Source organism: Kitasatospora sp. NPDC059803 (assembly GCF_042732255.1).
Taxonomy (GTDB): Bacteria; Actinomycetota; Actinomycetes; order Streptomycetales; family Streptomycetaceae; genus Kitasatospora.
This window is the reverse complement of the sequence record NZ_JBHWIJ010000242.1, coordinates 1-13498: the sequence shown is the minus strand read 5'-3', so window position 1 is coordinate 13498 and position 13498 is coordinate 1. Positions and strand designations below refer to the sequence as shown.

At 70.5% G+C, this 13498-nt stretch carries 10 protein-coding genes; all 10 read left to right on the top strand.

The features are described 5' to 3' along the window. Positions 1–1391: L-aspartate oxidase (locus tag ACFV6I_RS29780; RefSeq protein ID WP_380428622.1), on the top strand; the 1391-nt coding region annotated here is incomplete at its 5' end. A gap of 4 nt (positions 1392–1395) precedes the next feature. After that, the gene (nadC, locus tag ACFV6I_RS29775; protein ID WP_063348830.1) at positions 1396–2367 is read left to right on the top strand and encodes a carboxylating nicotinate-nucleotide diphosphorylase; all 972 of its coding nucleotides are present in this window, start codon (positions 1396–1398) and stop codon (positions 2365–2367) included. A 29-nt stretch (positions 2368–2396) separates the two neighbouring features. Beyond that, a complete protein-coding gene (locus ACFV6I_RS29770; RefSeq protein WP_063348829.1) occupies positions 2397–3182 on the top strand; it encodes a type III pantothenate kinase in 786 nt (261 codons plus the stop codon). A gap of 213 nt (positions 3183–3395) precedes the next feature. After that, on the top strand, positions 3396–4136 hold the full coding sequence (locus tag ACFV6I_RS29765) for a hypothetical protein (RefSeq protein ID WP_079135799.1): 741 nt from the start codon (positions 3396–3398) through the stop codon (positions 4134–4136). Between the two features lie 94 nt (positions 4137–4230). Then, positions 4231–5787 (top strand): bifunctional lysylphosphatidylglycerol synthetase/lysine--tRNA ligase LysX, encoded by a 1557-nt coding sequence (gene lysX / locus ACFV6I_RS29760; protein WP_079135798.1) that lies wholly within the window; start codon positions 4231–4233, stop codon positions 5785–5787. A 262-nt stretch (positions 5788–6049) separates the two neighbouring features. Then, positions 6050–6487, top strand: coding sequence for a BlaI/MecI/CopY family transcriptional regulator (locus ACFV6I_RS29755; protein WP_079135797.1), 438 nt, complete (start codon positions 6050–6052; stop codon positions 6485–6487). Between the two features lie 10 nt (positions 6488–6497). Further along, complete coding sequence (locus ACFV6I_RS29750; RefSeq protein ID WP_063348826.1) at positions 6498–7034, top strand: amino-acid N-acetyltransferase; 537 nt, start codon at positions 6498–6500, stop codon at positions 7032–7034. Positions 7035–7125: 91 nt separating this feature from the next. Beyond that, positions 7126–7476, top strand: coding sequence for an Lsr2 family protein (locus ACFV6I_RS29745; RefSeq protein WP_063348825.1), 351 nt, complete (start codon positions 7126–7128; stop codon positions 7474–7476). 650 nt (positions 7477–8126) lie between these two features. Then, entirely contained in the window at positions 8127–10646 is a 2520-nt protein-coding gene (locus ACFV6I_RS29740; RefSeq protein WP_063348824.1) for an ATP-dependent Clp protease ATP-binding subunit, read from the top strand. 341 nt (positions 10647–10987) lie between these two features. After that, positions 10988–13345: an immune inhibitor A domain-containing protein gene (locus tag ACFV6I_RS29735; protein WP_380428620.1), complete on the top strand. Its 2358-nt coding sequence runs from the start codon at positions 10988–10990 to the stop codon at positions 13343–13345. Positions 13346–13498: the final 153 nt, after the last annotated feature.

Genomic DNA, 13498 nt, shown 5'->3' with positions numbered 1-13498 from the left:
CCGGCCCCGCCGCGCCCCCCCCCCTCCCCGCCTGTCCCCCCCCGGGCCCCCCACACCCCCCCCCCCCCCCCCACGGCGAGATCCTGCTCACCCGCGAGGGCGGCCACCACCGCCGCCGGATCGCGCACGCCGGCGGGGACGCCACCGGCGCCGAGATATCGCGAGCCCTGGTGGAAGCCGTCCGCAGCGACCCCGGCGTCGAGCTGATCGAGCACGCCCTCGTCCTCGACCTGCTCACCGACGCCGACGGGCACGCCGCCGGCCTCACCCTGCACGTGATGGGCGAGGGCCAGCGCGACGGCGTCGGCGCCGTCCGGGCCCGCGCGGTGGTGCTCGCCACCGGCGGCATGGGCCAGGTCTTCTCCGCCACCACCAACCCGGCGGTCTCCACCGGCGACGGCGTGGCGCTCGCCCTGCGGGCCGGCGCCGCCGTCACCGACCTGGAGTTCGTCCAGTTCCACCCGACCGTGCTCTGGCTCGGCCCGGAGGCCGAGGGCCAGCAGCCGCTGGTCTCCGAGGCGGTCCGCGGCGAGGGCGCCCACCTGGTGGACGCGCACGGCACCCGCTTCATGCTCGGGCAGCACGAGCTGGCCGAACTGGCCCCGCGCGACATCGTCGCCAAGGCGATCACCCGGCGCATGCAGGAGCAGGGCGCCGAGCACATGTACCTGGACGGGCGGCACTTCGGCGCCGAGATGTGGGAGCAGCGCTTCCCGACCATCCTCGCCTCCTGCCGCGCGCACGGCATCGACCCGGTCACCGAGCCGATCCCGGTCGCCCCGGCCGCGCACTACGCCTCCGGCGGCATCCGCACCGACCGGCACGGCCGCACCAGCGTCCCCGGCCTGTACGCCTGCGGCGAGGTCGCCTGCACCGGGGTGCACGGCGCCAACCGGCTGGCCTCCAACTCGCTGCTGGAGGGCCTGGTCTTCGCCGAGCGGATCGCCGCCGACCTCGCCGACCGGCACCGCCACGGCGCGCTGCCCGAGCGCGCCGTGGACGTCGCCGCCGCCCGCGCCGCACGGCCGGTGCCGCTGCCCGCCCCCGAGTCGCGCGCCGAGATCCAGCGGCTGATGTCGCGCGGCGCCGGCGTGCTGCGCTCGGCCGCCTCGATGGACGGCGCCGCCGCCGGGCTGGCCCTGCTCGCCGAGCAGGCCCACGCGCACGTCGCCGAGGAGAAGCCCGCCGACCCGCGGGTGGAGACCTGGGAGGCCGCCAACCTGCTGCTGGTCTCCACCGCGCTGGTCGCGGCCGCCGCGCAGCGCGAGGAGACCCGCGGCTGCCACTGGCGCGAGGACTTCCCCGAGCGCGACGACGCCCACTGGCGGCGCCACCTGATCACCACCCTCACCGCCTCCGGCGACCCCGTCAGCACCCCTGAGGAGCAGTAGAACCATGACCCACTCCCACGAGGAACTCCCCCTGGCCGACGCCCAGGGCGGCTGCGGCGACGGCTGCGCCTGCGGGGACGGCGAGGGCTACGAGACCGGCCTGGACCCGCAGTTGGCCGAGCTGCTGGAGCAGGCCGGACTGGACCCGATCGAGGTCGAGGACATCGCCACCCTGGCGCTGGCCGAGGACCTGGCCGGCGGCGAGGACGTCACCTCGGTGGCCACCGTGCCCGCCGAGGCCGTCGCCACCGCCGACTTCACCGCCCGCCAGGCCGGTGTGGTGGCCGGCCTGCGGATCGCCGAGGCGGTCGTCTCGCTGATCTGCGAGGAGGAGTTCGAGGTCGAGCGGCACGTCCAGGACGGCGACCGGGTCGAGGCCGGCCAGGTGCTGCTGTCGGTCCGCTCCCGCACCCGCGACCTGCTCACCGCCGAGCGCAGCGCGCTCAACCTGCTCTGCCACCTGTCCGGCATCGCCACCGCGACCCGCGCCTGGGCCGACGCCCTGGAGGGCACCGGCGCCGTCGTCCGGGACACCCGCAAGACGACCCCGGGCCTGCGCGCGCTGGAGAAGTTCGCGGTGCGCTGCGGCGGCGGCGCCAACCACCGGATGGCCCTGTCCGACGCCGCCCTGGTCAAGGACAACCACGTGGTCGCGGCCGGCGGCGTCGCCGAGGCCTTCCGGGCCGTCAAGGCCGCCTACCCCGACCTGCCGGTCGAGATCGAGGTCGACACCCTGGAGCAGATCCCGCCGGTGCTGGCGGCCGGGGCCGACCTGATCCTGCTGGACAACTTCACCGTCCCGCAGCTGAAGGAGGCCGTCGAGCTGGTGGCCGGCCGGGCGAAGCTGGAGGCCTCCGGCGGCCTGACCCTGGCCACCGCGCGCGAGGTCGCCCAGACTGGTGTCGACTACCTGGCGGTGGGCGCGCTCACCCACTCCTCGCCGATCCTGGACATCGGCCTCGACCTGCGCGCCTGACCCTCGTCCCGACTCGCAGAAAGCGCCCCATGCTCCTCACCATCGACGTCGGCAACACCCAGACCACGCTCGGCCTGTTCGACGGCGAGGACGTGGTGGAACATTGGCGGATCTCGACCGATTCGCGCCGCACGGCCGATGAACTGGCAGTGCTGCTACAGGGGTTGATGGGCAACCACACCGCGGTCCGGGAGGCCGCGGTGGAGGGCCTGGCGATCTGCTCGTCCGTTCCCGCCGTGCTCCACGAGCTGCGCGAGGTGACCCGCCGCTACTACGGCGACGTCCCCGCGGTGATCGTGGAGCCCGGCGTGAAGACCGGGGTGCACGTCCTGATGGACAACCCCAAGGAGGTCGGCGCCGACCGGATCGTCAACGCCCTGGCCGCCAACCACCTGTACGGCGGCCCGTGCATCGTGGTCGACTTCGGCACCGCCACCACCTTCGACGCCGTCAACGCCCGCGGCGACTACGTGGGCGGCGCGATCGCCCCCGGCATCGAGATCTCGGTCGAGGCGCTCGGCCTCCGCGGCGCCCAACTGCGCAAGATCGAGCTGGCCAAGCCCCGCAACGTGATCGGCAAGAACACCGTCGAGGGCATGCAGTCCGGCATCCTGTACGGCTTCGCGGGCCAGGTCGACGGCCTGGTCGACCGGATGGCCAAGGAGCTGTCCAAGGACCCGGACGACGTCCAGGTGATCGCCACCGGCGGGCTGGCCCCCCTGGTCCTCGGCGAGGCCTCCACCATCGACGTGCACGAGCCCTGGCTCACCCTGATCGGCCTGCGCCTGGTCTTCGAGCGCAACCGCCCGGCCTGACCGGCCCCCAGGGCCCACCGTCGGGGGGGGGCCGCGCGGGGGGCGGGGGGGGGGGGCGGGCGGGCCCCCCCCCCCCCCCCCCCCGCGCGGGGCGCGCGGGGCGCCCCGCCGCGCGTCCTCCCCCCACCCCCGCGGCCGATTCCGCCGGGCCGAACGTGGGGCGTCGGCGCGACGCTACCGACAAATCGGATATTCCTCACGTAGTGTCAGCCCATGCCTACGCCACACGGATCGCGCGGCGGCATGGCCTTCAGCGCCGACGAAGTCCGCGTGCTGCGCCGCGCCCTCGCCCAAGCCCTGCACCCCGCCGTCCCCGTCCACCTCCAGCTCCCCGACCGTCCGGTGTTCGCCGGGCCGGGCGCCGAGCTGTGGGCGGAGGACGTCCAGGACGCGCTGCGTCTGACCGAGGCGATCGACGAGGCCGTCCAGGAGGGCGGCCGGCTGCGCGCCTTCCTGCTCGCCGACCTCGGGCGCTACCGGGCAGCCCTGCCCGGCAGTGCCCCCGGCTACCTGGAACGCCTGGAGGAGGCCGTGACCGACGGCTACCTGCCCGGCCCGGAGGACCTCACCGCGCTGCGCGGGCTGACCCGCCAGCCGTGCGGCCACGGCGAACGCGCCCGCCGCTCCCGGCTGGCCGGCCGCTGCCACGCGCTGGCCGAGGCCGCCGTCCGCGAGCGGCTCGCCCTCACCACCGGGCAGCACCGCCACCTCGTCGTCGTACCGAGCCCCGCCGCACCCCCGAGCAGTCTCCCCACCCCTGTTGGAGGACGGATCACGATGAGCAGCACCGACTCCCCCGCCGAGCGGCCCACCGCCCCCCAGAACCCGCCCCGCCCGCACCGGATGCCCACCCCGGCCGAACTCTTCGGGCGCCGCCCCAAGCCCCCCGCTCACCCCGCGCCCCCGGCCGCCCCGGATCCCGACGAGATCGAACTCGCCACCGGCACCGGCTGAGCCGCCCGCGCCCGAGGAGGGGGACCGCCGACGCGGTCCCCCTCCTGCGTTATCCCGTGGCGGAGCACGGTGTGTGGCTGGCTACCCTTGTGGGGTGAGCGATCAGAGCCCCATCCCCGCGACCGACGACCTTCCCGAGCAGATGCGCGTCCGGCGCGAGAAGCTGGACCGGCTCCGGGCGGCCGGTGTCGACCCCTACCCGGTCGGCTTCCCCCGCACCAGCACCATCGCGGACCTGCGCGCCAAGCACCCCGACCTGGAGCCCGACACCGCGACCGGTGAGCGGGCCGGCGTCACCGGCCGGGTGATCCTCTCCCGCACCGGCGGCAAGCTCTGCTTCGCCACGCTGCGCGACGGCACCGGCGACCTCCAGGTGATGTTCTCCCTGGACAAGCTGGGAGCGGAGCGGCTGGCGGCCTGGAAGACGGACATCGACCTGGGCGACCAGGTCGGCGTCGAGGGCGAGGTGATCACCTCCAAGCGCGGCGAGCTGTCCGTGATGGTGGACCGCTGGGAGCTCACCGCCAAGTGCCTGCGCCCGCTGCCGGACAAGCACAAGGGCCTGACCGACCCGGAGGCCCGGGTCCGCCAGCGGTACGTCGACCTGATCGTCAACCCCGAGGCCCGCGAGATCCTGCACCTGCGCAGCAAGGTGGTCCGCTCGATCCGCCGCACCTACGAGGACCGCGGCTACATCGAGGTCGAGACCCCGATGCTGCAGCCGGTGCACGGCGGCGCCAACGCCCGCCCGTTCAAGACGCACATCAACGCGTACGACATCGACCTCTACATGCGCATCGCCCCCGAGCTGTACCTCAAGCGGCTGGTGGTCGGCGGCGCCGAGAAGGTCTTCGAGATCAACCGCAACTTCCGCAACGAGGGCGCGGACTCCACCCACAACCCGGAGTTCACCTCGCTGGAGTCGTACGAGGCGTACGGCGACTACGACACCCAGGCCGAGCTGATCCGCGAGACGATCGTCAACGCGGCCCGGGACGCGCTGGGCACCACGGTGATCAAGGGCCTGGACGCGCACGGCGTGGAGCACGAGATCGACCTGGCCGAGCCGTGGGAGGAGGTCTCCGTCTACCCGGGCATCTCCGCCCGCCTGGGCGTCGAGGTCACCCCGGAGACCGGCGTCGAGGAGCTGCGCAAGCTGGCCTTCGACCACGGCATCCCGTTCGACAAGGACTGGGGCCACGGTCAGATCGTGCTGGAGATGGTCGAGCGCCTGCTGGAGGAGAACGCCGTCCGGCCGACCTTCATCAAGGACTACCCGACCGAGGTCTCCCCGCTGACCCGCCAGCACCGCTCGGTGCCGGGCGTGGCCGAGAAGTGGGACCTGGTGATCTTCGGTACCGAGATCGGCACCGCCTACTCCGAGCTGGTCGACCCGGTCGAGCAGCGCGCCCGCCTGACCGCGCAGTCCCTGCTGGCGGCCGGCGGCGACGTCGAGGCGATGCAGATCGACGAGGACTTCCTGCGGGCCCTGGAGTACGCGATGCCGCCGACCGGCGGCCTCGGCCTCGGGGTGGACCGCCTGATCATGCTGCTGACCGGCAAGAACATCCGGGAGACCGTGCTCTTCCCGCTGGTGAAGCCGGAGGCGAAGGCTTCCGCCGCGACGGCGGAGAAGACCGAGGAGGAGTGACTGATGGACTACGTCAGCGCGATCGTGCCGCCGCTGGTCATGGCGATCGGCTTCGGATTCCTGGTGCGGGCCATCATCCGCAGCCAGGGCGGAGCCCAGAAGGCCAAGGAAGACCTCGACTGACCCGCGAGCGAACCCGCGACTGACACCGTCAGCCGCCGAACCACCGACGCGCCGCCATTCCCGATTCCGGGGGTGGCGGCGCGCCGGTTTGGCGCACTTCACAAGATTTGCCCCATTCACTCCCTATCCTGGCCGCACTATGGTCCGGCAACTCGGTGAACTTGAGAACGCCATCATGACCCGGGTGTGGCAGTGGAACCGACCGGTGACGGTTCGCGAGGTTCTCCTGGATCTGCAGTCGGAACGCGAAATCGCGTACACCACGGTGATGACCGTCCTGGACAAGCTCCACAGAAAGGGCTGGCTGCGCCGCGAGCGGGTCGGCCGGGCCTATCGATATGAACCGGTCTCGTCCCGCGAGGCGTACACCGCGGCGCTGATGAACGACGCGTGGGCCACCAGTGACAATCCGGCCGCGGCCCTGGTGCACTTCTTCGGCCTGATGTCGCCCGGCCAGCGCGAGGCACTGCGGGACGCCTTGCGGGTCGCCGCTCTGTTCCCGTCGGATCCGGCCCCCGCCGAATCCGCGGAGCCGGGACCGGATACCGGGGAGACCCCGCCGGGCGCGACACGATAACGTCCCGGCCATGGAGGTCACCATCCGCCGTGCGCGGACCACGGACGTGCGGACCGTACGCGGGCTCATCGACGCCTACTCACGCAACGGCATTCTGCTCGACAAGCCCACAGTCACACTGTTCGAATCCGTCCAGGAGTTCTGGGTCGCCGAACGCGACGACACCGGTGCGGTGGTGGCCTGCGGCGCCCTGCACGTGATGTGGGAGGACCTGGCCGAAGTCCGCACGCTCGCCGTCGATCCGTCCTGCCGGGGCTTCGGGGTCGGACATCTGCTGCTGGAGAAGCTGCTGCAGACCGCACGCTGGCTCGGCGTCCGTCGGATTTTCTGCTTGACGTTCGAGGTTCCGTTCTTCGCGAAACACGGTTTCGTCGAGATCGGTGAGCTTCAGGAAACCGATGATGGTACGACAGACCCGGCGGCGATCGCTACGGATGTCTATGAAGAACTTCTCCGCTCGTACGATGAAGGTGTCGCGGAGTTCCTTGACCTGGAGCGGGTGAAGCCCAACACACTGGGCAACTCGCGCATGCTGCTGCACCTCTGAGCGGCTCCGCGCCGGTCAAGGGTTTGTGTTTTCCGGAGAAAGGCGCTTTCCTTTCCTTAGGCAATGGGTCGTTTAGCGGAAAGGGAAGCCCGTGGCACAGAGGGTGCAGGTCATTCTTGAAGACGATCTCGACGGTGGTTCGGCGGACGAGACGGTGACGTTCGCGCTCGACGGCGTTGCCTACGAGATCGACCTGAAGAGCGCCAACGCGGACAAGCTGCGCGGTCTGCTGGCGCCGTACGTGGAGAAGGGCCGCAAGCAGAGCGGCCGGCTCGCCGGCCCGCGGCGCCCGGGTCGCGGCACCGCGCCGCGCCCGTCCGGCAGCGCGCCGGACACCGCGAAGATCCGCGCGTGGGCCAAGGAGCAGGGCATGGAGGTCAACGACCGCGGCCGGGTGCCGAGCACCGTCCGCGAGGCCTACGACAAGGCCAACGCGTCCTGACCCCGGCGCCGCCGGAACGCCGGAGCGGATGCGGGGCCCCGGCGGCCGCACACGGCGCCGACGACACACGCGCGGGGCGCGGAGGACTCTCCTCCGCGCCCCGCGGCGCGCACCCCGGGGGCCGCAGCAGCACCGGTACCGGGGGGCGTCCGGGGCGCGGGCTCGGGCGGCGGAACAATCACGAGCTGTGCAACGCTGTAAGGGCGAAGCGGTAACGCCGGCACCACCGGGCGGCGTACCTGCCGCACCGGCCGTGCCGAACCGCCGTCGCCGCGACGCGACTTCTCGCCAGGCGAACACCGCCACCGCGGAAACTGCGCGAGAAGCGCCCCGATACCGGGTATGAATGCAGGTGGACGGGTTCTTGGACCCGTCCAGGGGCAGCATGCGTGACCGGCCGGAGACGGCCCGGCTCCGCCCCGGCGGTTCTTGTTCGCCGATGGCGTAGCGGTATCCGGTGCATCCGGGCCACCTGTGGGAACACCGTTTCCCAGCATCAGGTTGGGATTGGTGTCGGATGGTCGCGCAGCATCTCGCTCCCGTACCGGGGAGTGAATCCGTGGGCCGCGCCGCTGAGCGGGACTAGCATGCGGAAGGACAGGGCGGGGACCGACCCCGAACTGCCCGACCGCTCTGAGGAGCGATAAACGATGTTCGAGAGGTTCACCGACCGCGCGCGGCGGGTTGTCGTCCTGGCTCAGGAAGAAGCCCGGATGCTCAACCACAACTACATCGGCACCGAGCACATCCTCCTGGGTCTGATCCACGAGGGCGAGGGCGTCGCCGCCAAGGCCCTGGAGAGCCTCGGGATTTCCCTTGAGGCCGTGCGCCAGCAGGTCGAGGAGATCATCGGCCAGGGGCAGCAGGCCCCGTCCGGCCACATTCCCTTCACCCCGCGGGCGAAGAAGGTCCTGGAGCTGTCGCTCCGGGAGGCGCTGCAGCTCGGCCACAACTACATCGGCACCGAGCACATCCTGCTCGGTCTGATCCGCGAGGGCGAGGGCGTCGCCGCCCAGGTCCTGGTCAAGCTGGGCGCCGACCTCAACCGGGTGCGCCAGCAGGTCATCCAGCTGCTCTCCGGCTACCAGACCGGCGGCGGCAAGGAGTCGGCCACGGCCGGCGGGCCCGCCGAGGGCACCCCGTCGACCTCGCTGGTCCTGGACCAGTTCGGCCGCAACCTCACCCAGGCCGCCCGCGAGGCCAAGCTCGACCCGGTCATCGGGCGCGAGAAGGAGATCGAGCGGGTCATGCAGGTGCTGTCCCGCCGCACCAAGAACAACCCGGTCCTGATCGGCGAGCCCGGCGTGGGCAAGACCGCCGTGGTCGAGGGCCTGGCGCAGGCGATCGTCAAGGGCGAGGTCCCGGAGACGCTCAAGGACAAGCAGCTCTACACGCTGGACCTGGGCGCCCTGGTGGCCGGCTCGCGCTACCGCGGTGACTTCGAGGAGCGCCTGAAGAAGGTGCTCAAGGAGATCCGCACCCGCGGCGACATCATCCTGTTCATCGACGAGCTGCACACCCTGGTCGGCGCGGGCGCCGCCGAGGGCGCCATCGACGCCGCCAGCATCCTCAAGCCGATGCTGGCCCGCGGCGAGCTGCAGACCATCGGTGCCACCACCCTGGACGAGTACCGCAAGCACCTGGAGAAGGACGCCGCGCTGGAGCGCCGCTTCCAGCCGATCCAGGTCGCCGAGCCGTCACTGCCGCACACCATCGAGATCCTCAAGGGTCTGCGCGACCGCTACGAGGCCCACCACCGGGTCTCCATCACGGACTCCGCGCTGGTCGCCGCCGCCACCCTGGCCGACCGCTACATCTCGGACCGCTTCCTGCCGGACAAGGCGATCGACCTGATCGACGAGGCCGGCTCCCGAATGCGCATCCGCCGGATGACCGCGCCGCCGGACCTGCGCGAGTTCGACGAGAAGATCGCCGACGTGCGCCGCGAGAAGGAGAGCGCGATCGACGCGCAGGACTTCGAGAAGGCCGCGTCCCTGCGCGACGACGAGAAGCAGCTCCTCCAGGCCAAGGCCAAGCGCGAGAAGGAGTGGAAGGCCGGCGACATGGACGTCGTCGCGGAGGTCAACGAGGAGCTCATCGCCGAGGTCCTGGCCACCGCCACCGGCATCCCGGTCTTCAAGCTGACCGAGGAGGAGACCTCGCGGCTGCTGCGCATGGAGGACGAGCTGCACAAGCGCGTCATCGGCCAGAAGGACGCCATCAAGGCGCTCTCCCAGGCCATCCGGCGCACCCGTGCGGGCCTCAAGGACCCGAAGCGCCCCGGCGGCTCGTTCATCTTCGCCGGCCCGTCCGGCGTCGGTAAGACCGAGCTGTCCAAGACGCTCGCCGAGTTCCTCTTCGGCGACGAGGACGCGCTGATCGCGCTCGACATGTCCGAGTTCTCCGAGAAGCACACCGTCTCCCGGCTCTTCGGTTCGCCCCCCGGGTACGTGGGCTACGAGGAGGGCGGCCAGCTGACCGAGAAGGTCCGCCGCAAGCCGTTCTCCGTCGTCCTCTTCGACGAGGTCGAGAAGGCCCACCCGGACATCTTCAACTCGCTGCTGCAGATCCTGGAGGACGGTCGCCTGACCGACTCCCAGGGCCGCGTGGTCGACTTCAAGAACACCGTCATCATCATGACGACCAACCTCGGCACCCGGGACATCTCCAAGGGCTTCAACCTGGGCTTCGCGGCCACGGGTGACTCCACGACCGGGTACGAGCGGATGAAGGCGAAGGTCGGCGAGGAGCTCAAGCAGCACTTCCGCCCCGAGTTCCTGAACCGCGTCGACGACATCGTGGTGTTCCACCAGCTGTCCGAGGAAGACATCATCCAGATCGTCGACCTGATGATCGACAAGGTGGACGGCCGCCTCAAGGACAAGGACATGGGCCTGGAGCTCAGCGTCGAGGCCAAGAAGCTGCTGGCCAAGCGCGGCTACGACCCGATCCTGGGTGCCCGGCCGCTGCGTCGCACCATCCAGCGCGAGATCGAGGACCACCTCTCCGAGAAGATCCTCTTCGGCGAGCTGCGGGCCGGCCACATCGTGGTCGTCGGTGTCGAGGGTGAGGGCAAGGAGGCCAAGTTCACCTTCCGCGGTGAGGAGAAGTCGGCCGTCGCGGACACCCCGGCCGAGGTCGCCTCGTCCGGTCCGGACCTGACGAAGTAGCAACATTTAACAGACAACTTCACAGCTACCGAGCCCCCGGCGTCCGCGCCGGGGGCTCGGTGCGTTCCGGCCGGCCGGACCGGGGGTGCCCGTGGGCGAGGGCGGATGGCCTCGCGGCGGGCTGGTGCGGGTGCGTCCGATTTCTCAGTAAGCTTTAACGGACATACGGTTGACATATGGTCAGCTGATGGGAAGTTGCGCAGGATAGCGCCGTGGCCATGTCATGGTCAAGGGCTATCTTTTTTGTCCACGCTTGTATCAAATGACGTCCACCTGTCTTTCATTTTGGTTTGCCGGGCTTTGGCCAAGAGCTGGCCCCGGTCGGGGAGGACGTCACAACTTTGAAGAACATCAGGAGATCCGCTGCGGCTGCCACGGCCGCAGCGGTCATAGTCGCGCTCGGCGCGGGCCTGTTCCCGGCCACCGCCGTCGCCGCGGGCTCGGCTCCCGCACCCAGGGACCCGGCCGACGCCGTCCAGTCCGCCAACATCGAGCACAACCTGCCGGGCCCGCTGACCGAGAAGGTCGAGGCCGAGCAGAAGGCCGCCACCGAGCAGCTGATCGCGGGCACCGCCCAGGTCGAGCAGCACAACGGCAGCAGCAGCATCAAGCTGGGCAAGGACAAGTACGTGGAGCTCGGTCGCGAGCGCACGGACAAGATCTTCACCATCCTCGTCGACTTCGGCGACCAGGTGGACAACACCACCAAGACCGCAGACGGCAAGGTCATGTACGGCGGTGAGGCCGGCCCGAAGCACAACGAGATCGAGAAGCCGGACCGCGCCAACGACAACTCGACCGCCTGGCAGGCCGACTACAACCAGCAGCACTTCCAGGAGCTGTACTTCTCCAAGGACAAGCCCTCGCTGAAGACCTTCTACGAGAAGCAGTCCTCGGGCCGCTACTCGGTCGACGGCGTGGTCTCGGACTGGGTGCGGGTGCCGTGGAACGAGGCCCGGTACGGCTCGGACTACTGCGGCTCCAACGTCTGCGACAGCGCCCAGGACCTGATCCGCGACGCCGTGGACATCTGGTACAAGGACCAGCTGGCCAAGGGGCAGACCAAGGAGCAGCTCAAGGCCACCCTGGCGTCGTACGACCAGTGGGACCGCTACGGTTCCCACAACGACGGGAACTTCAACCAGCCCGACGGGTACATCGACCACTTCCAGATCGTGCACGCCGGTGAGGACAAGTCGGCCGGCGGCGGCAAGCAGGGCAGCAAGGCCCTGTGGGCCCACCGCGCCTACGCCTACGGCAACCTGAACGGCCAGGCGGGCCCGGCCGACAACAAGCTCGGCGGCGTCCAGGTCGGCGACTCCGGCTTCTGGATCGGCGACTACACGATGCAGCCGGAGAACGGCGGCCTCGGCGTCTTCGCCCACGAGTACGGCCACGACCTCGGTCTGCCGGACCTCTACGACACCGCCGGCACCGGCATCGACAACTCGGTCGGCTTCTGGTCGCTGATGTCCTCCGGTTCCTGGCTCGGCGAGGGCAAGGGCGCCATCGGCGACATGCCGAACGACCTCGACGCCTGGAGCAAGCTCAAGCTCGGCTGGCTGAAGTTCGACAAGGCCAAGGCCGGCACCGAGTCGACCCACCACATCGGCCCGGTCGAGTACAACAGCAGCCTCCCGCAGGCCCTGGTCGTCGAGCTGCCGAAGAAGACCATCCCCACCGACATCAACAAGCCCGCTTCGGGCAAGAGCGAGTGGTGGAGCGGCAGCGCCGACAACTTGAACGTCACGCTCACCCGTGACATCGACCTGACCGGCAAGACCAAGGCCAGCCTGAACGCCAAGGCCTGGTACGAGCTGGAGGCGAACTTCGACTACGCCTTCGCCGAGGTCTCCACCGACGGCGGCACCAACTGGACCGCCCTGGACGGCACCTGGAACGGCAAGCCGATCACGAAGGACGCTGGCGGCCGCGCGGCCCTGACCGGCCTCACCGCCGCCTGGGGCGACGTGTCCTTCTCGCTGGACGCCTACGCCGGCAAGGCCGTCAAGGTCCGCTTCCACAACACCACCGACGGTGGCCTGCACTACCGCGGCTTCGCCGTCGACGACATCTCGGTGACCGCCGACGGTTCGACGATCTTCAGCGACGACGTCGAGAACGGTGACAACGGCTGGGTGGCCAAGGGCTTCACCCGCTTCGCCGGCAGCTACACCAAGGACTACGGGCAGTACTACATCGCGGAGAACCGCCAGTACGTCTCCTTCGACCAGACCCTGAAGACCGGCCCGTACAACTTCGGTTGGGGCAACAGCCGGCCGAAGTGGGTCGAGTACTACCCGTACCAGCCCGGTCTGCTGATCTGGTTCTGGGACGAGTCGCAGCCCAACAACAACGTCAGCGCCCACCCGGGCCACGGTCTGATCCTGCCGATCGACTCGCACCCGACCCCGCTCAAGTGGAGCGACGGCGCCCTGCTGCGTCCGCGCATGCAGGGTTACGACTCGACCTTCGGCTCGCGCAAGACCAGCCAGCTGACCCTGCACAAGAACGGCGTCGAGACGGTCGTCCCGAAGGCCAAGGGTGTCGACGAGTTCTCGGACCTGAAGTCGTGGTGGTCCAAGGACAACCCGTACAGCGGCGTGGACGTCCCGAAGACCGGTACCAGCATCGAGGTCGAGAACGAGTCCTCGAACTACCTGGAGACCTGGATCCGGGTCCGCCCGGTCGACAACTGATCGGTCGAGCAGTAGCGATCAGCCTGTGACCAGGCGGTTCTGACCCACCACCTGCCGCCCCAGCCCGCCACGGCCGGGGGGGGGGGGGTCTCGTCAGGGTCCTGGCCCGCCCCCGCGCCCCCCCCGGCCCGCCGCCCCGCCCGCCCCCAGGTC